Source organism: Paralysiella testudinis, assembly GCF_016894345.1.
Classification (GTDB): Bacteria; Pseudomonadota; Gammaproteobacteria; order Burkholderiales; family Neisseriaceae; genus Paralysiella; species Paralysiella testudinis.
In genome coordinates this window covers 681,934-707,560 of the sequence record NZ_CP069798.1, presented here as the reverse complement: position 1 = coordinate 707,560, position 25,627 = coordinate 681,934, and the positions used below count along the sequence as shown (strand labels likewise).

The 25,627-nt window shown below is 55.2% G+C and carries 15 protein-coding genes, 1 pseudogene and 2 CRISPR repeat arrays; of the genes and pseudogenes, 3 read left to right on the top strand and 13 right to left on the bottom strand.

Translation table 11 applies throughout. The features are described 5' to 3' along the window. Positions 1-3 precede the first annotated feature (3 nt). From JQU52_RS03570 to JQU52_RS03560, 3 genes are all read right to left on the bottom strand, one after another. A complete protein-coding gene (locus JQU52_RS03570; protein ID WP_230339783.1) occupies positions 4-483 on the bottom strand; it encodes a NuoB/complex I 20 kDa subunit family protein in 480 nt (159 codons plus the stop codon). Beyond that, a complete protein-coding gene (locus JQU52_RS03565; RefSeq protein ID WP_230339782.1) occupies positions 474-830 on the bottom strand; it encodes an NADH-quinone oxidoreductase subunit A in 357 nt (118 codons plus the stop codon). The genes JQU52_RS03570 and JQU52_RS03565 overlap by 10 nt, the downstream gene beginning before the upstream one ends. 353 nt (positions 831-1,183) lie before the next feature. Continuing rightward, positions 1,184-2,359, bottom strand: a complete 1,176-nt coding sequence (locus JQU52_RS03560; protein WP_230339781.1) for a benzoate/H(+) symporter BenE family transporter — start codon at positions 2,357-2,359, stop codon at positions 1,184-1,186. A 180-nt stretch (positions 2,360-2,539) separates the two neighbouring features. Between JQU52_RS03560 and JQU52_RS03555 the strand changes: the two genes are divergently transcribed. Next, positions 2,540-2,704 (top strand): rubredoxin, encoded by a 165-nt coding sequence (locus JQU52_RS03555; RefSeq protein ID WP_230339780.1) that lies wholly within the window; start codon positions 2,540-2,542, stop codon positions 2,702-2,704. A gap of 195 nt (positions 2,705-2,899) precedes the next feature. Then, a CRISPR array of direct repeats spans positions 2,900-3,467; the repeat unit is 28 nt; unit sequence TTTCTAAGCTGCCTGTGCGGCAGGAATC. A gap of 227 nt (positions 3,468-3,694) precedes the next feature. Here the strand turns inward: JQU52_RS03555 and JQU52_RS03550 are convergent. Next, complete coding sequence (locus tag JQU52_RS03550; protein ID WP_230339779.1) at positions 3,695-5,809, bottom strand: M3 family metallopeptidase; 2,115 nt, start codon at positions 5,807-5,809, stop codon at positions 3,695-3,697. A gap of 159 nt (positions 5,810-5,968) precedes the next feature. On the opposite strand from JQU52_RS03550, the gene JQU52_RS03545 reads away from it, so the two are divergent. Then, complete coding sequence (locus JQU52_RS03545) at positions 5,969-6,457, top strand: hypothetical protein (protein ID WP_230339778.1); 489 nt, start codon at positions 5,969-5,971, stop codon at positions 6,455-6,457. 172 nt (positions 6,458-6,629) lie between these two features. Next, a CRISPR array of direct repeats spans positions 6,630-12,784; the repeat unit is 28 nt; unit sequence TTTCTAAGCTGCCTGTGCGGCAGGAATC. A gap of 147 nt (positions 12,785-12,931) precedes the next feature. Here the strand turns inward: JQU52_RS03545 and cas6f are convergent. The 7 genes from cas6f to JQU52_RS03510 all read right to left on the bottom strand — a co-directional run bounded on the left by cas6f (position 12,932) and on the right by JQU52_RS03510 (position 22,442). Then, on the bottom strand, positions 12,932-13,501 hold the full coding sequence (cas6f, locus tag JQU52_RS03540) for a type I-F CRISPR-associated endoribonuclease Cas6/Csy4 (protein ID WP_230339777.1): 570 nt from the start codon (positions 13,499-13,501) through the stop codon (positions 12,932-12,934). A gap of 3 nt (positions 13,502-13,504) precedes the next feature. Next, a complete protein-coding gene (gene csy3 / locus JQU52_RS03535) occupies positions 13,505-14,512 on the bottom strand; it encodes a type I-F CRISPR-associated protein Csy3 (RefSeq protein ID WP_230339776.1) in 1,008 nt (335 codons plus the stop codon). A gap of 22 nt (positions 14,513-14,534) precedes the next feature. Then, positions 14,535-15,542: a type I-F CRISPR-associated protein Csy2 gene (gene csy2, locus JQU52_RS03530; protein WP_230339775.1), complete on the bottom strand. Its 1,008-nt coding sequence runs from the start codon at positions 15,540-15,542 to the stop codon at positions 14,535-14,537. Further along, positions 15,539-16,912, bottom strand: coding sequence for a type I-F CRISPR-associated protein Csy1 (gene csy1 / locus JQU52_RS03525; RefSeq protein WP_230339774.1), 1,374 nt, complete (start codon positions 16,910-16,912; stop codon positions 15,539-15,541). The genes csy2 and csy1 overlap by 4 nt, the downstream gene beginning before the upstream one ends. A 298-nt stretch (positions 16,913-17,210) precedes the next feature. After that, positions 17,211-20,678 (bottom strand): type I-F CRISPR-associated helicase Cas3f, encoded by a 3,468-nt coding sequence (gene cas3f / locus JQU52_RS03520; RefSeq protein WP_230339773.1) that lies wholly within the window; start codon positions 20,676-20,678, stop codon positions 17,211-17,213. Further along, complete coding sequence (gene cas1f, locus JQU52_RS03515) at positions 20,675-21,649, bottom strand: type I-F CRISPR-associated endonuclease Cas1f (protein WP_230339772.1); 975 nt, start codon at positions 21,647-21,649, stop codon at positions 20,675-20,677. Before cas1f ends, cas3f begins: the two co-directional genes overlap by 4 nt. A 277-nt stretch (positions 21,650-21,926) precedes the next feature. Next, positions 21,927-22,442 carry a GNAT family N-acetyltransferase gene (locus JQU52_RS03510; protein ID WP_230339771.1) on the bottom strand — a complete coding sequence of 172 codons (516 nt, stop codon included), beginning with the start codon at positions 22,440-22,442 and terminating at the stop codon, positions 21,927-21,929. 82 nt (positions 22,443-22,524) lie between these two features. On the opposite strand from JQU52_RS03510, the pseudogene JQU52_RS14840 reads away from it, so the two are divergent. Beyond that, positions 22,525-22,637 (top strand): annotated as a pseudogene (locus JQU52_RS14840) (IS5/IS1182 family transposase); the annotation flags it as partial. 11 nt (positions 22,638-22,648) lie between these two features. On the opposite strand, the gene JQU52_RS03505 reads toward JQU52_RS14840, so the two are convergent. Then, a complete protein-coding gene (locus JQU52_RS03505) occupies positions 22,649-24,178 on the bottom strand; it encodes a DHA2 family efflux MFS transporter permease subunit (protein WP_230339770.1) in 1,530 nt (509 codons plus the stop codon). Between the two features lie 10 nt (positions 24,179-24,188). Then, positions 24,189-25,367 (bottom strand): HlyD family efflux transporter periplasmic adaptor subunit, encoded by a 1,179-nt coding sequence (locus JQU52_RS03500; protein WP_230339769.1) that lies wholly within the window; start codon positions 25,365-25,367, stop codon positions 24,189-24,191. Between the last annotated feature and the right edge of the window lie 260 nt (positions 25,368-25,627).

Below are 25,627 nucleotides of genomic sequence, written 5' to 3'. Positions count from 1 at the left end.
CCTTTAAGCACGCGCAATGGTGGCGGTGCGGCGGATTTTCTGCTGCAACTGCAACAGGCCGTACACCAGCGCTTCGGCGGTGGGCGGGCAGCCCGGCACATACACGTCTACCGGCACCACGCGGTCGCAACCGCGCACCACCGAATAGGAATAATGGTAATAACCGCCGCCGTTAGCACAAGAGCCCATCGACAATACCCAACGCGGCTCGGCCATTTGCTCGTACACACGGCGCAGCGCCGGCGCCATTTTATTGCACAAAGTGCCGGCCACAATCATTAGGTCAGACTGGCGCGGGCTGGGGCGAAAAATAATACCGAAGCGATCCAAGTCGTAACGGGCGGCACCGGCGTGCATCATTTCCACGGCACAGCAGGCCAAGCCGAATGTCACCGGCCACAAAGAGCCGGTGCGCACATAGTTGAGCACCGTATCCGCACTGGTGGTGACAAAACCTTTTTTCAAAACGCCTTCTATTCCCATTCTAAAGCGCCTTTTTTCCATTCATAAATAAAGCCGATGACCAAAATCACCAGAAACACCAACATGGACCAAAAGCCGTATGCGCCCAACTCCTTGAACACCACCGCCCATGGCACCATAAAGGCCACTTCCAGATCAAACAGGATAAACAAAATGGCCACCAAATAATAACGCACGTCAAAACGCATACGTGCGTTTTCAAATGCTTCAAAACCGCATTCAAACGGATCTTGCTTGACCACGCCCGGACGGTTCGGCCCCAGCAATAAGCCCAGTGAAATAAACAGCACACCGGCAGCTAAGCCGACCAGCAAAAAGACCAATACGGGAAAATAATTCGCCAACATGGCTGCGCGCACCTTTATGAAAATATAGGTAAAGACATCTGGCATTATACCCAATTTCTACGGGCTTTTGAAAGCTTAGGCGCAAATATTGTTGAGAAAAGCACTGCCTTTTCAGGCTTTTAAATGATATTGATTCTCAATATATGGTTATATTGAAGATTGTTTTTTCAACCGCACCGCCCTGCACAGCTTAACGGCTTGCTTTTGCATTTGTTTTTAACAATCACTATGCTGCCGTTAGCACCCCCGCCATTACAGACACATACGGCGTCTTTACATTTGCCATCTCGCCATCCAACGTTTTCAGGCTGCCTGAAACACGGTTTTACGCAGGCTAAAACCGAAAACCGGCATTAACGGCGCTGCAATTTGCGGTTCAGATGGTAAACCACAATACCAAACACCAGCCCCCAAAAGGCGCTGCCAATGCCAAACAAGCTCATGCCCGAAGCACTGGCCAGCAAGGTGATTAACGAGGCTTCGCGCGTGGCTTCGTCTTCCCACGCGGCCAACAGATTGGCCAGCAAAGTGCCGAAAATGGCAATGCCCGCCAACGCCCACAGCAATTCTTTGGGCAACGCGGCAAACAAAGACACCACCACACCGCCCAAAGCGGCCAGCACAAAATAAAACAGCGCCAGCCAAATATTGGCCAGATAGCGCTGCTTGGGATCGGGGTCGACATCACGCCCCATGGTGATGGCCGCGCTGATGGCAGCCAGATTCATCATAAACGCCCCAAACGGCGCCAGCAGCAGCGAACCGAGCGCGGTGGCGTTAATCAAGGGCGTGGCCGGGGTTTCGTAGTGGTAGGCACGCATCACCGCAATACCGGGCACGTTTTGCGTAACCAAAGTAGCAATAAACAGCGGTATGCCCACACTGATCAGCACGCCCACATTGAATTCCGGCGCCAGCCATTGCAAGGTGGGCGGCTGCCAGTGCAGATTTTCCAAATGCAGCAAACCGGCAAAACCGGCATAGGCAAACCCGGCCACCAGCATCAGCAAAATGCTATAGCGCGGAAAACGGATTTTGCTAAGCAAATAAGTGGCCAGCATCAGCAGCACCAAACCGGTTTGCGACTGCATCGACACAAACACTTTGCTGCCGAAATTGATTAAAATGCCTGCCAACATCGCCGCAGCCAAGGTTTTGGGAATCAGCGCCACCAACCGGCTGAAAAAGCCGGTGGCCGACACCAGCAGCATCAGCGCGGCGGCAAACATAAACGCCCCCACCGCCTGTCCTAAGGGAATGCCGCTCATGCCCACCATCATCGCCGCGCCCGGCGTGCTCCACGCCACCATCACCGGCGCTTTAAAGCGCAGCGACAACAGCAACGTGAGCACACCGCAGCCCAGCCCCAAGGCGGTAAACCACGAGCTGATTTGCTGCGCCGTGCTGCCAAAGGCCTGGGCTGCCTGAAAAATAATCACCGCACTGGAGCCGTAAGACACCAAAATGGCGGCCACAGCGGCCGCAAAATGAGCGGAAGAAAAACGCAACGACGGATAAGAAGCGGACATAATGGCTTTATCAAAATGGCAGCGGCACTGTGCCGTACCCTACAATGGCCGCCATCATACCCTAAGAGCCTGCTGGCACGAAACCGCCGCTGCGCTACAATAAGGCATCAAAACCACCGCCACACCGGCTGAGGTTCAATCTGGCGTCAATTTTAACCCTTACTGAAAACAAGGAGCAGCATGAAAACCTATATGTGCTTGATTTGCGGATTTTTTTACGATGAAGCTGCCGGCTTGCCCGAAGACGGCATTGCACCCGGCACCTTGTGGGCGGATGTACCACCCAACTGGACTTGCCCGGATTGTGATGCGCGCAAAGATGATTTTGAAATGATGGAAATTTGAATAACGGGCTTGCAGCCAAGGTATCGTTTGGCGTTGCCAAGCCGTTAAGGCTGCCTGAAACATGGTTTCGGCGCGGCTAAAACATGGCGGCTGCATCCAATTATGTTTCAGGCAGCCTTTTGGTTTATACATTGTTCTCTTACGCTGCCTATGCAGCAAAACCCTGATGTCCGGCACCTGAAACCTGACACCCGATTTCTAAGCTGCCTGTGCGGCAGGAATCAACGACTCCATAACTGACTTCATGGTCACCAATTTCTAAGCTGCCTGTGCGGCAGGAATCAAAATCCGATTGAATCGGGCGGTGCGGCAGGATTTCTAAGCTGCCTGTGCGGCAGGAATCGCAGCGGCTTGGAAGCGAACCATGTTGTTGTATTTCTAAGCTGCCTGTGCGGCAGGAATCGTATTAAGCGGCGGCGGTGCCAGTGGCGCAGTTTTCTAAGCTGCCTGTGCGGCAGGAATCCGACGGACGACGGGCGGCATACGGCCTTCAACTTTCTAAGCTGCCTGTGCGGCAGGAATCTCCGGCTGGCATCCTGATTCTGCGGCCAGTGCTTTCTAAGCTGCCTGTGCGGCAGGAATCGGCGACTACCGCCCCCGCTTTGGACGCTTCATTTTCTAAGCTGCCTGTGCGGCAGGAATCATCATGGCTACTAAACTTCATGCAATCGCTAATTTCTAAGCTGCCTGTGCGGCAGGAATCTCGCCACGCATGTTGTCGTTCATAATGCCGGCTTTCTAAGCTGCCTGTGCGGCAGTAAACAAACAGTAAACATGCTGCCTGATTCAAAAACCCAAACTGCCTTGGCGCATCGAATCCCAATCAACCCGCCGTTGATGCACCAAGGCACCTCCTATTCAATTAACGCCATTGATTGCCCGCATACAGCCTAAAGGCTGCCTGAATGGCTTTGCTTTGCAGCAGCTTTGCTTTCAGGCAGCCTTTTAAACCGATAAGGGTTTATCTCAACGTAAACAACATATTAATCTTCAGGCAGCCTCGCCATCAAAGCCGCTGTGGCGCAGTAAAGCGTCGATTTCCGGCTCGCGGCCGCGGAAGGCTTTAAATGAAGCCATGGCGTTGCGGGCGCCGCCCACGGCGAGGATTTCTTGCCAGAAGCGGTTGCCGGTGGCCACCATTTGCTCAGGCCCGGCTTCTTCAAAAGCGGCATAAGCATCGGCCGACAGCACTTCGGCCCAGCTATAGCTGTAGTAGCCCGCTGCATAGCCGCCGGCAAAAATATGACTGAACGCATGGGCAAAACGGTTGTAGGCGGGCGGCTGGATGACGGCCACTTCACGGCGCACGTCTTGCAGCGTCTGCATCCAATTGGTATCGGCGTCGGGCTGGCTGTGAATCAGCATATCAAACAGGGCAAATTCCATTTGCCGCACCATAAACAGGCCGCGCTGGAAGTTTTTGGCCGCCAGCATTTTGTCGAACAGCGAGCGCGGCAGCTCGGCGCCGTTGTCTTCGTGGCTGCTCATGCCGGCCAGCACATCGTATTCCCACACAAAGTTTTCCATAAACTGGCTGGGCAATTCCACCGCGTCCCATTCCACGCCGTTGATGCCGGACACGCCTAATTCGTCTACTTGGGTGAGCAGGTGGTGTAGGCCATGCCCCATTTCGTGAAACAGGGTTAGGATTTCATCGTGGCTTAAGCGCGCGGCTTTGCCGCCCACCGGCGGGGTGAAGTTGCACACCAAATAAGCCACCGGCGTTTGCAATTGGCCGCGGCGGGTGCCGGACTCAAAGCGGCGGCGGCCACGGTAGTCGTTCATCCACGCACCGCCGCGTTTGCCTTCGCGGGCATACAAATCCAAATACACGCCGCCGATAATGGCACCGCCTTTTTCCAGCTCGAAATAGCGTACATCGGGGTGCCATACCGGCACTTTTTTCTCCATCAGGTTCACGCGGTAGAGCTTGGCAATCAGCGCAAACAGGCCGTGCAGCACGCGGTCGGTGGGGAAATATTTTTTCACTTCGGTTTCGCTAAAGGCGTATTTGGCTTGGCGCAGCTTTTCGCTGGCCCAGGCCAAATCCCAAGCTTGGATTTCAGGCAGCTCCAAGGTTGTGGTGGCAAAGGTGGCCACTTCGGCCAAATCCCGTTGCGCAAACGGCTTGGCGCGGGCGGCTAAGTCGCGCAAAAAGGCCAATACCTGGTTGGGGGTGTCGGCCATTTTGGTGGCCAACGACAATTCGGCATAGTTGGCAAAGCCGAGTAATTCGGCTTCGCGCTGGGCAATTTGCAGGCGGCGGCCGATATTGGCGCTGTTGTCCCACTGCGCCGCACCCAGTTCGCTGGCGCGGGTATTGTAGGCGTGGTAGAGCTTTTCGCGCAGGGCGCGGTTGTCGGCATATTGCATTACCGCCAGATAGTGCGGCATTTGCAGGCCGATTTTATAGCCGCTTTTGCCTTCGGCTGCCGCTGCGGCGGCAAACATGGCCAGCGCATCTTCAGGCAGCCCGGTTTTGGCGCTGTCGGCTTCAAAATCGGCGGCTGCACAAGGGGAAGACGCCGGGGCATCAATCCCCGCCAAGGTATTGCCATCGGCAAAATACAGGGCGAAAGCATCGGTGGCATCGAGCACGTTTTGGCTGAATTGCGCGCCCAGCTGCGCCGCTTCGCTTTGTAAGGCGGCAAATTCGGCTTGCGCGGCGGCATCCAGCTCGGCACCGCCCAAGACAAAGTCGCGCAAATCGTGGTTGAGCTTGGTTTGTTGCGCGGCGGATAAGCGGGCAAATTCCGGCGCGGCTTTCACGGCTTTGAAGCGCGCGTACAATTCGATGTCTTGGCTGATCGCGGTGAAAAATTCGGTGACTTGCGGCATCAATTGGTTGTATACCGCGCGCAGTTCGGGGGTGTCGACCACGCTGTTTAAATGGGATACCACGCCCCAAATCCGCCCCACGCGCTCGGTGATGTCGGTGAGCGCTTCCACGGTGTTGTCCCATGTGGCATCGGGCAAGGCCTTGATGGCGGCAATGGCGCTTTGCGCTTGGTTGATGGCGGCACTTAATGCAGGCTCAATGTCGGCCACGGCCACCGCATCAAAACGCGGCTCATCGGCCAAATGGAGCAGGATATTGTCGGACATGGGGTTTCCTTTTGTGCAGGGCAAGAAAATAACAACAGCCGCAACTGGCTGTCTGAAAAGCAGGGAACCAATGCAGTGATTTTGGCTCTGAACTAATCTGGTGCCGATTATGGCATAATCAATGCTTTCCCCACCAAATCACCTTCATAAGGAATGTTTATGTTACTGCGTACCTCCGCCGCCACTGCGCTGGCACTGTTTTTGGCCGCCTGTGGTGGCACCCAATCCGGCAGCGACACCCCGGCTCCGGCCTCCGCCCCCGCTGCTTCAGCTGTAACCGCCCCCGCTTCTGCACCCGCTACTAATACCGCCGCCAGCGCCGAAACCAACCCTGAAAACACCGTAATCACTGCCTTTACCGCCTTTGGCGACAACAGCAGCGCCTGGCGCGCGGTGGTGGATCATGACCAATTAAGCATCGAAGGCGCTAAGCTGAAAAGCGCCACCATCACCGTAGAACGCTCCGCCTACGCCAAAGGCGTGGAATTCTTCGGCGAAGATCAAGGCCAGAAAATCGGCCTGAACATCCGCAGCCAACCCTGCACCCTAGACGGCCATGAAAATGAATTCACCGCCACCTTGGATGTGGGCAACAAAACCTTTAAAGGCTGCGCTGTAAGTGGTGTGCAAGAACACGCACCGACTTAAGCTGCCAACAAGTAAACACAAGCAAAGGCTGCCTGAATGTTTTGGCTTCGTAGAAGCTTTAAATTCAGGCAGCCTTTTCATTTTATTCATAATTCATATTTCATAAATAGATTGGTTTAATGTCTTAATGTCAATAACCTAGCGCGAAAAGTTGTATAGGGTGATGGATGTTTGCATAAATTGCCTGTGCGGCAGGAATCTAAGTCTTTGGCATCAAAGAAATCGGCAAACTTTTCTAAGCTGCCTGTGCGGCAGGAATCTCTAGGCTGCTGGCCCAACTGCTGGCTTTATCTTTCTAAGCTGCCTGTGCGGCAGGAATCATCCAGCCAAAGCCCAATCAAACACAACAACATTTCTAAGCTGCCTGTGCGGCAGGAATCGTTTACGTTAATCAGCAGCTGGCCGCTTTTCATTTCTAAGCTGCCTGTGCGGCAGGAATCCAAAACACGGCTTCGATGGCGGAAACAGACAATTTCTAAGCTGCCTGTGCGGCAGGAATCCATGGAAATGGCATCGGCATTAATCAGCTCGGTTTCTAAGCTGCCTGTGCGGCAGGAATCACCATCTAAAAGACCAAATCAAACACGCCAACTTTCTAAGCTGCCTGTGCGGCAGGAATCGTGAAAGAAACAGACGGCGTTGTTCGACTTCATTTCTAAGCTGCCTGTGCGGCAGGAATCTATCAACACCTCTAATGCCTACATTTGATCCGTTTCTAAGCTGCCTGTGCGGCAGGAATCTTTGGTGGCTGGGCGGCTTGGCAGCGGCGTATTTTCTAAGCTGCCTGTGCGGCAGGAATCAAAAGGCACTCATGGCGCTCTCGGTGTTTTCATTTCTAAGCTGCCTGTGCGGCAGGAATCTCCACGCCGTTTTCCCATGCTTGACACGTCTTTTTCTAAGCTGCCTGTGCGGCAGGAATCCCTGGATTGATGAAGAAGAAGGCACTTATATTTTTCTAAGCTGCCTGTGCGGCAGGAATCAAAACCCCCGTGATTACGCTAGACCAAGCCGTTTTCTAAGCTGCCTGTGCGGCAGGAATCTTGATGCCGGCGTAATTGGGGTTGCGCTTGATTTTCTAAGCTGCCTGTGCGGCAGGAATCGCCAGCGTGAAACAATGCTGATTGAATTAAACTTTCTAAGCTGCCTGTGCGGCAGGAATCTGTATTGATGTGCATGTGTTGCCTGCGGTGGATTTCTAAGCTGCCTGTGCGGCAGGAATCCTATTCGGCGGCTTTATGCAACGCTATACCGATTTCTAAGCTGCCTGTGCGGCAGGAATCCGTGTTGCAGTTTTTCGCGGCTGGCGTAGTACTTTCTAAGCTGCCTGTGCGGCAGGAATCCTATTCGGCGGCTTTATGCAACGCTATACCGATTTCTAAGCTGCCTGTGCGGCAGGAATCCGTGTTGCAGTTTTTCGCGGCTGGCGTAGTACTTTCTAAGCTGCCTGTGCGGCAGGAATCTCACCGACACTGCCCGCTTTGTCGCCAAACAATTTCTAAGCTGCCTGTGCGGCAGGAATCGGACTACATCCCAAGTGGCGCGATTTTGAAATTTTCTAAGCTGCCTGTGCGGCAGGAATCTGGTTGTGCGCAAAGCTGGGCGTAATATCGGCTTTCTAAGCTGCCTGTGCGGCAGGAATCAAGGTAGGTTCGGGCAGGGCGATGGGGCGGGCTTTCTAAGCTGCCTGTGCGGCAGGAATCTAGCGCAACGGCTGCTACAGTCAACAAACAAGTTTCTAAGCTGCCTGTGCGGCAGGAATCAAGCCAAAACCGTAAACGATTTAAAAACCGAATTTCTAAGCTGCCTGTGCGGCAGGAATCGCGGCCATTTCGCCGGCCGGATTGGTGCTGGTTTTCTAAGCTGCCTGTGCGGCAGGAATCTGATATGCGGTGGCATCCACAGCCACATCAGCTTTCTAAGCTGCCTGTGCGGCAGGAATCAAGGCGACCAAGAAAAACCATTCTCAGAAGAATTTCTAAGCTGCCTGTGCGGCAGGAATCTTTGTTTACCGCTGCCGTGGCGGCATCGTGGCTTTCTAAGCTGCCTGTGCGGCAGGAATCAAGCTCCGCACGGCCAAAGCCGTACTTGTGCATTTCTAAGCTGCCTGTGCGGCAGGAATCTTGTACATGCGGTAGCCCATAAAGCCAATCAATTTCTAAGCTGCCTGTGCGGCAGGAATCATAGGGGGGGGGACGAACCGGAAACCGTGGCCAATTTCTAAGCTGCCTGTGCGGCAGGAATCGTCTTTGCACAGGTCTGATTTTTCCTGTTCCGTTTCTAAGCTGCCTGTGCGGCAGGAATCTTCAGGCAGTTTATAAATGCCAAATGTTTGCGGGATTTCTAAGCTGCCTGTGCGGCAGGAATCCCGCCCTAGGCATTACCGCAATAACATATGTTTTTCTAAGCTGCCTGTGCGGCAGGAATCCAGCAAACCATGCCAGTGCGGCGTGCCATCGTTTTCTAAGCTGCCTGTGCGGCAGGAATCCAGCAGCTTTTGAATTTGGTCGGTGTGCTTTATTTCTAAGCTGCCTATGCGGCAGGAATCTAAGGCTGCACCCGTGGCCTTAAACTGGGGTGTTTCTAAGCTGCCTGTGCGGCAGGAATCGTTTTAATTCACGATAAAAAATGACAGCGTAATTTCTAAGCTGCCTGTGCGGCAGGAATCCTTATAACGCCATGGCCAAAGCGGGCGACAAATTTCTAAGCTGCCTGTGCGGCAGGAATCGTAATCGGCGTCCTTTTACAGGATATCCTAACTTTCTAAGCTGCCTGTGCGGCAGGAATCTGGGGGGCATACAAGTATTATTTTAATGATATTTTCTAAGCTGCCTGTGCGGCAGGAATCTGCCTGAAAGGTTGTTCTGTTGCGGTACAAACTTTCTAAGCTGCCTGTGCGGCAGGAATCGGTGCACAGCCTAAATAAGCATCACTTGCGTGTTTCTAAGCTGCCTGTGCGGCAGGAATCAGGTTGTCGTTTACAGCCAGCTTGGCCAGTAATTTCTAAGCTGCCTGTGCGGCAGGAATCCAAGACGACAGCGCCGAATACGCCGAGTTGGTTTTCTAAGCTGCCTGTGCGGCAGGAATCGTGGCCGCAAAGTTTGCATCATTGCCCAGCGCTTTCTAAGCTGCCTGTGCGGCAGGAATCTGAATCAAACGGCGATGGAATCGAACTTCACATTTCTAAGCTGCCTGTGCGGCAGGAATCGTTTGGGCGGCGCGGGCTGCACTGGTGAGTTTTTTCTAAGCTGCCTGTGCGGCAGGAATCAGTTATCCACAGGTGATTTTTCTGAAATTGCATTTCTAAGCTGCCTGTGCGGCAGGAATCGTGGGCGCGCATTTTTTCTTCGCTGCCAATTTTTTCTAAGCTGCCTGTGCGGCAGGAATCTTTTCAGGCAGCCTTATGGCCGAACGAACGGATTTCTAAGCTGCCTGTGCGGCAGGAATCTCTTCAGTGCCGGAATTGAAGGCGTCTTCAAATTTCTAAGCTGCCTGTGCGGCAGGAATCAATTTTGACTTTCACGTGTTGCATTAACAAACTTTCTAAGCTGCCTGTGCGGCAGGAATCACCATTGTTAAAGTGTTGGCCGCCGGGGCGGCTTTCTAAGCTGCCTGTGCGGCAGGAATCTAGCATTTCAATCCCCAATTTGCATGGAAAGTTTTCTAAGCTGCCTGTGCGGCAGGAATCGTGCATTTCCGCGACCAAGAAAACGGCTGTCATTTCTAAGCTGCCTGTGCGGCAGGAATCTGACTTCGCAAGTGCAGCCGAATCATCAGATTTTTCTAAGCTGCCTGTGCGGCAGGAATCGCGGACATAGCGGCCAGTGACAGACCGGCAGCTTTCTAAGCTGCCTGTGCGGCAGGAATCGAATTGAAAGCGTCTTCAAAGGTGTCGTATTGTTTCTAAGCTGCCTGTGCGGCAGGAATCCTATCAGGCAGCCATTCATGCAGTCTGTTGTTTTTCTAAGCTGCCTGTGCGGCAGGAATCTTAATGTTGCTGAAGAGTTTGCGGCCTTTATATTTCTAAGCTGCCTGTGCGGCAGGAATCTTGTTCAATCATGGCATTCATGTATTTAGGCGTTTCTAAGCTGCCTGTGCGGCAGGAATCATATGGCTTGGGCAGCAGTGCGCGCCACCGATTTTCTAAGCTGCCTGTGCGGCAGGAATCGCTTTGGCTTGCAATGCTTTGCGCTCTGCGGCTTTCTAAGCTGCCTGTGCGGCAGGAATCAAGCCAGCTATAAGAACTAAAGTTATTCATCTTTTCTAAGCTGCCTGTGCGGCAGGAATCAAGCCAGCTATAAGAACTAAAGTTATTCATCTTTTCTAAGCTGCCTGTGCGGCAGGAATCGGGCAGAAATCCCCGCAGCATCTTTGCCTTATTTTCTAAGCTGCCTGTGCGGCAGGAATCTACAACGACTTTGACGGCTACACCGCCCGGCTTTTCTAAGCTGCCTGTGCGGCAGGAATCCTGCCGTTTATGCTGCGCCAGCGCATCAGTCTTTTCTAAGCTGCCTGTGCGGCAGGAATCTTGTTTTCGATGGCGTGCCAGTAATGGGTTTGGTTTCTAAGCTGCCTGTGCGGCAGGAATCTGAGTATGCGGCCTGCAAAAGTCAGCAGCATATTTCTAAGCTGCCTGTGCGGCAGGAATCCATAAGGCTGCCATTTGTTTTATTTATGAAAATTTCTAAGCTGCCTGTGCGGCAGGAATCACGCCGCAAGATGCGGCGGCGTATTTGGCTAATTTCTAAGCTGCCTGTGCGGCAGGAATCAACTATTGGGAAATGCAAAAAAAGGTGTTAAATTTCTAAGCTGCCTGTGCGGCAGGAATCCCGGGGCTTCAGGGCTTTCGGGCTGTAAATCATTTCTAAGCTGCCTGTGCGGCAGGAATCGTGAATGTGCCGCTGTAGCTGCCTATGTTAATTTTCTAAGCTGCCTGTGCGGCAGGAATCATTTTGGCCGCTGTGCACCTGCCCGCGCGTTTTTTCTAAGCTGCCTGTGCGGCAGGAATCTAGACGGCGCGGCGATAGTGGTGCTCGGCCACTTTCTAAGCTGCCTGTGCGGCAGGAATCTTGCCAAATTCGCTATTATGATTTCTGCAGTTTTTCTAAGCTGCCTGTGCGGCAGGAATCAATACTGGTGAAAAAGAAGAAAACGGGTATATTTTCTAAGCTGCCTGTGCGGCAGGAATCGAATTGTAACTAACCGTAGCAAATTTGGCAATTTTCTAAGCTGCCTGTGCGGCAGGAATCAAAACACTTTGCCATTGTTTTCAGGGTTTGCTGTTTCTAAGCTGCCTGTGCGGCAGGAATCCAAGCCATTCATAACCCTCACTTGCCAAATATTTTCTAAGCTGCCTGTGCGGCAGGAATCTGCTACAGAATCCCCAGTTTGGGAGAAAAGGATTTCTAAGCTGCCTGTGCGGCAGGAATCCGTCATATGCAACCACTGCACCGACATTTTCATTTCTAAGCTGCCTGTGCGGCAGGAATCGTGTGGGCAATTCGCCTTATTAAGCGCCTGTTTTTCTAAGCTGCCTGTGCGGCAGGAATCTTTGACAAGCCCTAGCTGCCTGAAGCATGGATTTTCTAAGCTGCCTGTGCGGCAGGAATCGCACAGCGGAATCTATCCCGCGCGGGGTATTGTTTCTAAGCTGCCTGTGCGGCAGGAATCCAAGACATGATGGCGCAGAAAATGATGCAGATTTTCTAAGCTGCCTGTGCGGCAGGAATCCAAGCCATTCATAACCCTCACTTGCCAAATATTTTCTAAGCTGCCTGTGCGGCAGGAATCCCAGATTCACCCCCTGCATCGGTTCGCGGTTTTTTCTAAGCTGCCTGTGCGGCAGGAATCGAAGATATTAAATTTAAAGCGGGGGGGTAATGTTTCTAAGCTGCCTGTGCGGCAGGAATCAGCGTGCCCGTGCCAGCTCCTGCGCAACAGCATTTCTAAGCTGCCTGTGCGGCAGGAATCTGTTTGGACTTATAGTGGTATTGGGGTTGTTGTTTCTAAGCTGCCTGTGCGGCAGGAATCATGGCGGATATTAAAGCAGGTCGAAGTGCGGATTTCTAAGCTGCCTGTGCGGCAGGAATCGCATCGTGGCGGCTATTGAGCTGGGCTTGAGCTTTCTAAGCTGCCTGTGCGGCAGGAATCTTTGAGGCAGTGAGCGGGCGCACGTTGGCTGTTTTCTAAGCTGCCTGTGCGGCAGGAATCTAGCAAAACCCAACTTGGCAGCCGCCGCGCGTTTTCTAAGCTGCCTGTGCGGCAGGAATCTTACAGACATACATGCTTGCTGTGAATCAACATTTCTAAGCTGCCTGTGCGGCAGGAATCCTAGCGTAAATTATGCCAAACTTGTTTTGCTTTCAATCTGTTAAAGATCAGATTGCCTAACCAACCCTTTTTCAGGCTGCGTTTATAACCAATTGTTTTAAAATATGGTTTTTATTTAGCTGAAAAAAGGGTTGGATTTGGCTTGGCTTAAAACTGCGGTACAGTGGCCTCTTGGCTGAGGCCGTAGGCGCTAAATAGACCGGGTTTGGGGTGGGTGTGGTTTTGCTGTTGAATCCAGAGGGTGAATGTTTGTTTGGTGCTGGCGCTCCTTAGTTGTAGGTGAGGCAGTTTGGGCGGGGTTTGCCATTTTGCCCGCATTTTGTCGGCGATTTCGGCCTGCCATTTGCCTTGGGCGCTGAGGCGCTGTTCGGCGCGGCGCAGGGCGCTTGGGCCTTTGTGGTGGCTGCGGCTGTAGCGCGCATGGCTTTGGATGCCTTGGGGTACTTTGGCCACAGCGTAGAGCAAGGCGTAGTCGCTGATGTTGCCGCTGGCGTGCAATTGCTGGTGCAGGGCTTGGCAGTCGGCCTCATTGCCGATCAGGCGGATGATGCCGCCGAGGGTGCGCGCTTGGCCGTAGCCGGGGAAGGCCACGCCAATACGCCCCGCGTAGGCGGGCAGGTGTTGGTGCAGCGCCTGCATCAGGTGGCTGAGCACTTGGCTTTGGGTGAGCTCGGGCTGCGGTATGGCGCGCAGCTCGAGGTAGTGGCTTTGGCTCATGGTTTACTCCTTGCCGCTGGCACCAAATACGCCGCCGCGAATCAGCACGCTGATAACGTAGTGTTGTTCATCCACGGATGGGGCTGTGCCTTTGAGTACCCAGTTGTCGAACAGAGTATAGAAGTCATCACCCTTCTTAGGTTGCCTGAACGCGGTGCCCAGCGTGGTGACGGCGCCATAGGGTTCGGCAGCGACGGGGAATTGGGCATTCGGGTACCAGGTGTCGATGGTGCGGATGGCATTGCTGACTTTTTGGCTGTGCATGCCGGCTTTGTCGTTAATTTGATAAAGCACTTTGCTTTTGCGGTTGCCGGTGTCGAGAATCAGCTCTTGCGAAGGGTAGACTTCTTGGCCATAGCCGACTTTGGCGCGTGCTTCGATATAGAGAATCACAAAAGCTTCGCCGCGCAGACCTTTTGCAATCCAGTCGCTTAATTGGCTCAGGCCGTCGGCTTGCCAGTCGAAATGGTTGAGCGGGTGGGCTTTGGCATCGGCAAATTCGAGGGTTTGGTCTTTGCCGTCAATCTGGGTGCGCACTTGGATGCGGATGGTTTCGGCGCCCATGCGGTTGCGCCAGAGCCAGCGGGCGTTGACGATGTTGGCGGCGTAGCGGCGTGCCAATTCGTTTACGCCGTGTTGTTGCAAATAACCGGATACGGTGTCGATCAGCTTGGCTTGGTAGTCGCTGTTGTTGCATACGCTTGGTTCGCCGGTAAAGGGCAGTACTTTGCAGCTCCAGCGGGCGATGAGGGTGTCTTTGTCGTCATCCAGTGTGGCCACGTCGACGGTTTGCAGGTTGGGCTTTTGGATTTCGGCGTCCAGCTTGGTGGGGTCGTTGGCAATGGCATTTTTTAGGCGGTTGCTGATGGTGCCGCGCACGGATTTTTCGCGCACTTTAACCATGCTTGCCTTGGCATCGGGCTTTTGGCTGTCGATTTGGGTGAAGGTGGCATCGGAAATATCCAGATTGCGCTCAAAAGCCAATACGCTGGCGGTGGTCAATGTAGTCATGTTTTTCTCCTTAAATTTAAAATCAGTGGGCTGGGGGTTGGGTAATCAGATACAAATTGTCTTGCGGGGTGGCGTAGCGCCAAAAGCATTGCTGAAAGTTTTCAGGCAGCCTAAACGGGAACACCCATTTGCCGAGGCTGTAAATCGTTTCAACGTATTGGCTGGGGTATTCGGCGGTGCGGCAGTGCGCCAATTCACCGGCGGCAAACGGTGCGGCAATACCTTGATAGCCCACCGGCAACGGCACCAGCCAACCGCGGCCGCTTTTGACGCTGTAGGCTCGCCATTCTTTGCTGTCTTTGGCATCGGGTGGCAGATGGTGCAAGGTGGCCACTTCAATCAAGGCGTCCAGCGCGGTGACCTCTGTTTGTGCGGGGCGGGCGCTGGGCAGAGGTGCGCCGTTTTCATCACAAGCGGGCTGAATTTCGTCGAACTCATTCACCAGATGCTGTTGGCCGGTTTGCAATTCGCGGGTAATCGCCAGCAAATCCTGCCCGGCATCCATCAGCACAAAAGCAGGCAGCAAGGCGGCAATCATGTCGTCTTGTTGGTGTGACTCAAAGAGCTGGGTGCGGCCAATGCTGGTAACGCTGCCACCGGCAATGCGCTGCTGCATCAGCATGTTTTGCACCTGTGTACACCATTCGCTAGCCTGCGGGTTTTGGCTTAAATTGGCCCAGACTTGATCCGCTTTGCGCACTTCCACCAGCAGGCTTACGGTGAGGTGCACTTTGCCTTCTTCGATAATGGCGGCGGTGTCGCCGTTTTTCTTCAACGGATTGCGGCTTTGGTTAAACGTGGCATCGGCATACGCGTGCGGGCGATACAGCTGCACATCGCAATGATGGCAGGCCACCAACACACCGCCCAAGGTGATGCCGTCGCTTTCAGGCAGCCTGCGGTTCAGCGCATGGATGGCGCCCAAAAAGCCATTCAGCGAGGGAAAGCCGTAGCTTAATGGGCCGGAAATGGCATTGGCTGCCTGAATTTGGATGCGGTCGAATAATAGATAGTAGTTGGCGTGATTCATGCGTAGATTCTCCCGAAGCGGCGTTGGCTGGTGCGCAGGGCAGAGGCCATGGCGCGGCGCCATTCGGATTCCTCGGCCTCATCGAAATCCTCGGCGATGGCCGTGTGCGTTTCTTTCAGCCACTGATTGAGCCATAGCGCGAAACTGCGGATTACCTCCCCCGCCCAATCGCCCGCATCACAGGCGGCTTTAAACGCCTCTTCGCCTTCCAAATCGGCGCGATCCGGATCAAGCCAATATTTTTCCGCCATGCTGAGCTGATAATCACGGCTCCAACCGGCCGGCCATTGGGTTTGAATGCGCTCGGCAATCTGAAATACTTCGGCCAAAATCATTTGCAAAGCCAGCTTGCGTTGATCGCGCACCGCCATCACGCTTTTCTTCGCTTTAATCACTTCATCAAATTCAATCCAACCGCGGTAGCTGTGGTAACGCAGGCGTTTATTGAAAATGGTCACCGCCACGGCTGAGATTTTGAAGGCTTTGCTCGATTGCAATTTCGGCGGCAGATTGGGCAGTAAATAATTGCGCCCGCCTTGTGCGCTGGTAAGCTGCGACACATTCTGCGGCTTGGTGCCGCCCAATTTGGTGATGGCCAGTTGCGTGATGCTGACATAGGGCTTATGTTCGGCGGTTTTTTTAAAGCGATTATCACGCGCCAGCTTGTTTTCTTCCGAATAGCGCGCTTGATTGATCTGCTGGTACACCGCATGGGTAAGCGCCGAAGGGTAAAGCGGTACCAAGCAAATATAATCATCATGCACAATGGCCTGCTCACCGCGCGGCCACAGAATTTGCTTATTGCGCTCATGCGTGATTGGCGCATCCGTTGCACCGATTAAGGCTGCCTGAAACAACAGCTGATATTCATCTGACAGCGCGGCATCATCGGCAAAGCAACCTTGCAACGCCGGATGGTTTTGGGTAATTAGCTGGCGCAATTTCACCATTTGTGCCGCGCCCACCGGCGTATTAAAAAAAGCCGCCAGCGGCAGTGCCGCCGCGTTGCCATTGGCGTCCAGCGCCAAGGCATGCGCCGATTGCGAGCCGATTAAATGCTCGGGCAACGGCGTGTCGGCAGAGAAATTGACATTATCGCCCTTGGCATCCGGGTGAATGCCCTTTGAGATATGACTGCCAAATTTGAGCTGCCCGGCCATACGCCGCGCCGCATCGTCCAGCCATATCGGCGCGCTGTATTTATGCCGCCACTGTGCCAGCGCTTCTTGCGCGGCGGCAATAGCGGCTTCGTTCTGCTCCGTCTCGGCTTTTTCCAGCCGCTTAATGTCCGGCTCGGCTTTTTTGAGAAACTGATCGTTCAGAAAACCGCTGATGGCGGCCTGAACGTCAGCGCGGGTGATGTCTTGCATGGGCGCTCTCCTTCTTTCTGCAAACTTGTATGATCAAATCATATCTCTTCAATCAAGGAACGTCAAATTAAAAGTGAAACATCTATGGTATTTTACAACAAACCACCCATTAAATAATTAGATGATTTGCTCACAACACGATATTAATCGTGCCACCTATTCGGCGGTAAAGCGCTAATAAAAAAGCGAAGCCTCTATTTTCTAAGCTGCCTATTCGGCATTTACTGCTCATCATGATGAGCCAAAAGCATTATAGCTTAATTTCTGCCCTACCTTCTTTCAATGGCTACAACCTTGTTTAAAAATCCCCAAACCCCAACCACTCATTAAACCACCAGCTCGCCGCAGGCTGTTGGTCTTCTGGCAGTGAAACGGTGGCAAAACGCAGGGTGGTTTGGGTGGGGTCTGCTTCGCTGAGTTGTTCGGAAAGTTGGGTCACGGCGGTGTGTAAATCGGTGTGCAGCCACGGCTGTATACGGCCGGTACTGGCGGGCAGGCGGTAATGGCGGATGCTGGCTTTACCGGCGTCTGCATCGTAGGGATGTGCCCAAGCCTTTTCGGACTGTTTGAACACAAAGCCCCAATCGCTGTCGTCATTAGGCAGGCAGGTGTAGTCGGTTTGGCGCTGGCTGGCGCGAAACGGGGCGATGCGCTGGCTGTGGACGCAGGCGCGGTTGGCGTTGTTGGGCTGCCAATAGGCGCTGACAAAATTAGGGGTGGCGGGATTGAGCAAGTCGGCCATCACGGCGTGTTCCAAATCGGCCAAGCGGCGCAGTTTGGCGGGTTCCGGTATTTCCGGCTGAACAATGCGGGGAATGGCGTTGATGTGCGCCAGCTGCTCAGGCGTAATCAGCTCTTCGCTGCGGTGGCTGCGCAGTAAAAAGCGCGGTTTTTCTTCAAAGCCGGGGTAGATAAAGGTGGCTTCACCCAGCAGCAAATTGGGCTGGCGCAGGGAGCGCAGATTGCTGCCCAAAATCAGCACATTCGCTTGCTCGGCGGTTTTGTGCGGGCGGTGCCGCCACACGCGCCCGCACAATTGGATGATGGCACGCATGGAGGAAGGCTCGATAATTGCCCAGTCGTAATCGTGGTCGCGCCCCACTTCGCTCACCGGGCTGGCCAGCACGATAAAGATATGCTGCTGCTCGGGCTGGTTTGCGGTGGCGGCGATGATTTCAGGCTGCCTGAACAGGTTTTCGGGCTGGGTGCGGTTGAGCAGGCGATCCAAGGTGTTTTCCAAGCGGCTGCGCAACAGCAGTAATTGGCGGGCGTGGTAACAGCACAGGTGGATGCGGGTGTTTTCGGGCGCAGCGCTTGCCAGCAGCGCTTGCGCCAGTGCGGTGATGGCGCCGATATTGGCTAAGCGCACCAGGCCTACGCTGATGTGTTTGCCATCGTGCGGGCTGATTTCGCCGTGTGCGTTGTGCAGCTGATAGGCTGCCTGAACGATTTGCTCGGCCAAGGCGGCAAAGTGCAATTTTTGCCCTTCCGGCGCTTTGGGCAGCTTCAACGGCCAAATCTCGGCTTGGCGGCGCACGGCAGCGGCGGCAAGCTCGGTGGCACGCTGTTGTGCAAACTGCCGGTGTTGCCGTTCAAATTCGGCGGCATCGGCGCAGGCATGGCTGCTTTGGGTGTATTCGTCGAACCAGGCGCACAGCACGGGCGTTTCAGGCAGCCCTTGGTGTTGCGCCCAAATGGCGCGGCCGGCTTGGTAGGCCTGCATCAGGCCGCTGACAAAATCGGGGGTGAGTGTGGCGGAAGACAGCAGCACGCGGCTGCCGAGCAAGCCGGCCCAATGCACCAGCCGCGCCAGTGCGGGCAGGTCGGCTTGGTTGAAATCGTCCGGCTCGTCCAGAATCAAATCGGCGCTGAGCAAGCGCAACATCGGCGCAATGTGTTTGCCGCCGCGCAAGCATTCGCTGGCCTGCATCAAGTGGTCGATGGTGCAGCTCACCATCGGCGCATACAGCAGTTGCCGCGCCTTGGTGTCGGCAATCACGGTGCCGAATTCATCCGCATCCACGGCACTTTCGCTCACGCCGGCCATGCCGTCTACGCTTTCGGCATCATCCAATAAGGCCTGTGCCGACTCGCTGCCAAAATCCGGCGTTTCGCTCGAATCGCGCGGCTCAGGCTCGGTTTGGTTTAATTCAAACAAGGTGCGGTTGGCCGCGCCACCCACCAATACCGCCAAGCTGTCTTCATCCAAGCCCAATTTCTCGCGCAGTGCCTGGCCGGTTTGCAGGGTGAGCACACGCAAACCCAGCGCCACGGTGAGGCGCAGACCACGCTCTGGATCGGCCAGCGCGTGCATGATGCGGGCGTTGCCCAAGGTTTTGCCGCAGCCGGTGCTGGCCATATTCACGCCGAAGAAACCTTGCTGCGCACTGGCTTCACGCACGCTGCGGGCTAAGTCGTAGGCACGGTCTTGCCATTGGAAGCGCGGGTTTTGGCTGCGCGCAGTAAAGGGTTTGTGGCGTGTGCTGATGGCGGGCAATGCTTGTGGTAACTGCGGCAATAAACGGGCAAAACGGGCGGTGAATTTGCCCACGCCGCACAGGTGTTCGTCTAGCGTTTGTTTCAGGCTGCCTGAAAGCGGATCGGTGTTGGCATAGAGTTTGAAGTTTGCATCGGCGGGCACGCGCTTGGCATCGCCCGGTTTTAAGCTCGAATAATTGTGGTCGCCCACCATCAAGCACAGGCGCGACAAATGCAGCAGCAAGGGGTCGGCAATCGGCGCCGCCGCTTGGCTTAAAGCCATTAACGGCGGGTGGTTGAGCGCTTTATTCGCCCAGCGGCGCATGGTTTGCTGCCAGGTGGTGCTGTCCATGGCGTGGCGGATGACGTGGTGAATAGCGGGCGCATCCAAGGGCTGATTGGCTGCAGACTGCTCACTTTCATCAGCGGGCGGGAATTGCCAAAACTGTTGTGGTTGCGGATGGATATTGGTCTGCCAACTGGGCGGACACACCCAGCCGGACACGGGGGTGAGGTAGGCGCGATACCATTCCGCTAGGGTAATCGCATAATAATGGCTGCTGCTTTGCTGCAAACCTTTGCGCTCGCTGTCTTTATGGTAGTTGACGCTGTAAAACGGCAAGCGGTGGTGGGTGACAATCAACCACATCAACCATTGCGCCAACGGTGGGGCGCTGGAGAAATCATGGCTGGCCTTGGCATGGCTGTCGTTGATGATGCGGCTATCCCAATCGGGCTGCGCCTGCGCATAGTCGCGCCACTGTGCCAAGCGCGCCAGCCATTGCGCATCGGTGGTGCAGCCGTGAATCATGGCCTGAAACAGGCGTAGGGAAATCCATTCGTGCCGATACGGGTCACCGGCTTGGATTTTGCTTTGCTTGAGTTTATTGCGAAAACCCAGCGTGGCTTTGCCGATGTCGTGCAGCAGCGCCGCCAAGGTGGCCATGATTTGGATGCTGTGGGCGTGGCGGCTGCCGTGTTCGGCCTCGGCTCGCAGAATATTGCGGCGGGTGCGGTTGGTGGGCACGCGGCCTTGTTCGTTGAACTGGCGCCGATCGCCCACCACCCACAATAGCTCGGTGTGGTTTTTGCCGTGTGTCCAGTAGCAGGCCACGGCGGTGTTTTTGCGCGCGCTTTGGCGCAGCAGCTTGCGCAAGGTGGCCAAGCCCGCTTGTGTGATCGGCGTTTGCCATGTGCGCTCGCCGCAACGCTCGGCAAATTGATCGAGAATGCGGCGGGTTTCTTTGAGGGCGTTTTTATGGCATTGGCTAATGAGCAGAATATTCATGCCGCACCTGCTTTGGCCAAGCTTTGCAAGCCTTCAATCACCGTGTCCAGCGCCTCAAAGCGGGTGAGCTGGGCGATGCAGTTTTGCCGAAATTCAGACTCGCCCGCACCTTCTGCCGCCGCGATAAAGGCCTGCGGCAGAATCATGGCGTCTTTGACGATGTCGGCGGCGTCAAACACCAAGCCGCCGCGCCGTGTTTTGCCGTGCAATACCGCTAAGCCGTGCGGCAAACCCAACACCCAGCAGGCGGTGGCGCCCATGCCGTAGGCCAAGTAATTGCCGTGATCCAAAAAGCGGTTGGCCGGATCCACCGAGTTGCCGCGCTGGCTGCGTTTGAATTCGGGCTGGTTGAGCGTGGCGCGGTTGGCCAGCGCATAGAGCTGCGCACTGAGCCGGCCTTCTGCCGCCAGCAGGCTCATGCTGTCTGCCGCTTGGGCAAAGACTTCAGTGTATTGGGTGAGTAGGCGGCTGAGGGCTTCGGCGTCATACGTCCAAGCGTGTTTCGGCCAAGTGCGGGCGATGATGTGCAGGCGCAGTTGCTGCAATTGCTTGGCTACCGCTAGGCGCTGTGCGTCGTCAAACCAAAAACGGCACCATTGCTGCAAATACTCGGTGGGACGGTATTCGCTTTGCGGGCTGAAAAATTCACACGCCGTTTCCGCTTCGCTACCGGCAAACAAAGGCGTGCCACCGCCGCCGCAAAAGCCCATCATCACCCCGGCCTTGGCCAAATCGCGCACCGCCGCTTGGGTAATGGAAGTGCCGCTACCGAGCAAAATGCAGGTGGTGTTGGCAATGGGGATATTCCAGTACAGCGATTCTTTGCCTTGGTCGGTGACATACTCCACCCGCCCGCCGTTCACCAACACGCGGCAATGCTCCAGATAATACAGATTCGCCCGCTTGGAATGCAGAATGGTTTTGAGCTCGGTAGCGGGGATGTAGGGCGTTTTGGTTTTGGCTTTAGACATGGCTGCGGGCACCGGGGTGGGTAAAGGCAGCGTTGATTATGGCATAACGGCAGGCAAGATTCAGCCGGATATGGGGGCAAGATGGGGGGTTGATTTTAGGCTGCCTGAAAATGTCCGGAAAGGGTTTCAGGCAGCCTTTTAAGATTTTGCAGATATATAGATAATAGTGGAATGAAGAATAAAGTGATACAAGGCGCGAAGCCGCAGGCAGTACAGACAGTACGACAAGGCACAGCAACGCCGTAGTACTTTTTATGCAGTTCACTATATAGCAAGATTACGGCGGCGGTGCCGTAGTTTGATCCAATTGCAATTGCCACCACTGCAAATCCAGCCAACGGCCAAATTTACAGCCCACTTGCGGCATGCTGCCGCTGCACACAAACCCCAGGCTTTGGTGCAGGGCGATGGAGCCTTGGTTGCCCGATTCGATGCCACCCACCAGCACATGCTTGCCGCACGCCCTTGCCTCTACCACCAGCGCCTGCAACAACGCCTTACCCACGCCACGCCCTTGGTGTTCGGGGTGCACATACACCGAATGCTCGGCGGTGTGGCGGAAACCGGCAAAAGCACGCCAATCGCCAAAGCCGGCATAGCCCAAGATGGCCGCGGTTTCGTCTGCCGCCACCAACACCGGATAGCCCGCCGCCTGCCGCGCCTGCCACCAGGCTTGCCGCTCGGCTGTACTTACTTCGGCTTCGTTCCAGATGGCCAGTGTGTGGCGCACGGCGTGGTTGTAGATGGCGGTAATGGCAGGAATGTCTGCCGCAGTGGCGGGGCGAATCAGCATAAGGTAATCCGGCGGTTTTTTCAGGCAGCCATTCTACGCTGCCTGAAAATAAAATGCCCGCAGTGGGTGTGGTGGCGGGCGGCGTTATAGTGGATTAAATTTGAATCAAGACAAGGCGGCGAGTCGCAGACAGTACACCCAGTACGGCAAGGCGAGCCAACGCAGTATTGGTTCAAATTTAATTCACTATACATTTCAGGCAGCCTTTAATGCGCCCCGCCGCCGCCACCGCCGCCAAACGGCGGTTTGGCAAACCACACCACCGCAATCAGCAGCAAAAACAGCGCGCCGCACAGCCAAAACAATTCGTTGGAGCCGATAATGCTGCTTTGTTGCGAGATGGTGCGGTTCAGTGCCGCCGCCTGTTGCTGGGCGTCCAGCCCAAGCTGCTGCAAGCCGTTGAGGGCGGCGGTGGTGCTGTCGGCATAGGGGGTGATGCTTTCGGTGAGGCGGGCGTGGTGCAAGGCCGAGCGCCGCTCCCACAGGGTGGTCACAATCGAGGTGCCGATGCCGCCGCACAAAATGCGCACGAAATTGGAAATACCCGAGGCCGAGGCAATTTGGTGCGCAGGCATGCGCGACAATGTGATGGCGGTGAGCGGCATAAAAAACATGGCCATGCCAATGCCTTGCACGAACTGCGGCCAGAACACATCCCAAAAGCTCATTTGCGCGGTGAATTCGCTGCGCCAGAAAAAGCAGCCCGCATACACGGCAAAGCTGATGGTCACCAGCCAGCGCATATCCAGCCGGTTGCCAAATTTGCCAATCAGCGGCGACAGCAGCACCGGAAAAATACCGATGGGCGCAGTGGCCAGTCCAGCCCAGGTGGCGGTGTAGCCCAGCTGCGTTTGCAGCACCAGCGGCAGCAGCACAATGGCGCCCATATACACCATAAACGCCAAGCTCAGCGCCAGCACGCCCACGGTGAAATTGCGGTCTTGAAACAGGCGCAAGTCGACAATCGGGTGCTCGGCGTCCAGCTCCCACACGATAAAATAGCTCAGGCTCACCAGCGCCACCACCGCCAAGGTGATGATTTCGGCGGATGCAAACCAATCCAGCTCTTTGCCGCGGTCGAGCATCATCTGCAAAGCGCCCACGCCCACCACCAGCAGCGCTAAGCCGATGCGGTCGATGGGCATGCGGGCAATGTCGGTTTCGCGGTGTTTGAGCTGGCGCCACGCCACCCACGCGGCGGCAATGCCGATGGGGATATTGATAAAGAAAATCCAGCCCCAATGCCAGTTGTCGCTGATGATGCCGCCCAAAATCGGGCCGAAAATCGGCGCCACGATGATGGTCATCGACCACAGCGCCAAGGCCATGGCGCGTTTTTGCGGCGGATAGGATGCCATCAGCAGGCTTTGCGACAAGGGAATCATCGGCCCGGCCACCGCGCCTTGCATAATGCGGAACACCACCAGCAATTCCAAGCTGGGGGCGATGCCACACAAAAACGACGCCACCACAAACAGCAAGGTGGCGCCCACAAACACCTTCACTTCGCCGTAGCGCTTGGCCAGCCAGCCGGTGAGCGGCACAGAAATGGCGTTGGCCACCGCAAACGAGGTAATCACCCAAGTGCCTTGGCTGGTGGCCGCACCCAGATTACCAGCAATGGTGGGCAAGGCCACGTTGGCGATGGTGGAATCGAGCACCTGCATAAAAACCGCCATCGACAAGGCCAACGTGACCAACACCAGCGGCAGGCCTTTTAAAGGAGCGTGTGTCATTCAGGCAGCCTTAAGGCGCGTATTGGCTAAAAATGGTGTTGATAATGCCTTCCACCGGCTGCCAATCCACCGCTGCCGTTTGGGTGGCGGTGTTGGCGGCAGGCACGGCGGTCATCTGGCTACCGGTTTGGTTTTCGGTGTCCACTTCCACACTCATCGACAAACCCACGCGCAAAGGGTGTTCGGCCAATTGCTGTGCGTCCAATTCGATGCGCACCGGCACGCGCTGCACCACTTTAATCCAATTGCCGGTGGCGTTTTGTGCGGGTAACAGCGAGAAAGCCGCGCCGGTACCGGCCGACAAACCCACCACTTTGCCTTGGTATTTCACCTTGCTGCCGTAAATATCGGCATACACGGTGGCGGTTTGGCCCACGCGCATTTTGGCCAATTGGCTTTCTTTAAAGTTGGCGTCTACCCACAGATTGTGCAGCGGCACCACCGCCATCATCGGCGTGCCCGGCGCCACTTTCTGCCCCACCTGCACATTGCGCTTGGCAATCTGGCCGTCCATCGGCGCGTGGATTTGCGTGCGCTGCAAGTTGAGCCAAGCGTCTTTCAGGCGGCTTACGGCGCTGAGCACCGCTGGCTGCTGGCGCAGCGGGATGTTTTGTCCCAAGGCCGCTTGGGCGGCTTTTTCCTGCGCTTCGGCGGCATTCAGCGCCGCTTGCGCTTCCGTTACCGCCGCACGGGCATGGCTGAGCTCTTCGGCGGAAATGGCATCGGTGCCGGCCAACGCTTGGCGGCGTTTTAAATCCGACTGCAAACGCGCCAACTGTGCTTTTTGCGCCGTTACCTGCGCCCGGCTTTGGCTGGAAACCGCGGTTTGCTGCTGGTTTTGGCGGATGGCATTGATTAAATCGTTTTGCGCGCGCTCATACGCCAGCTGCATATCGCTATCGTCCAGCTTCACCAATAATTGATTGGTTTTCACCGCTTGGGTGTCGTCCACCGCCACACTGTGCACGGTGCCGCCGATTTGCGGGGTAATCTGCACCACATGACCGCCCACATAGGCGTCGTCGGTGCTTTGCTGGTGCTGCCACACCAAAAAATACATTAGTGCAAAACCCAGCGCAATGGCGACAAACACCAGCGTGAGCGCGGTGAGATTGCGCTTGCGCCGCAGCGGCTTTTTGATGGGGGTGGCCGCCGCAGCAGCGGCGGTGGGCGTAGCGGTTTCGCTCATGGTTTGGGTCTCGTGGGAATCAAGTTAATGATGTGGGTTCAAGTTATTTGTTTAAATTAAATATTTATTTAAAGTTCAACCATTTGAAATTATTTTGTTTAAGCTATCTGCAACTCATAATCCGTGCAGCCTTCCCCTTGGCGCAGCCGAACGGAACGTGGTTTTGGCGGAAATAAGGGCGGTCCGGAGCGCAGCGACTAGCGCCCGCCGCCAAAAGCATGTGCAGTGAGGGAAGTTTGGCATAGCCAAACCTGCAACCG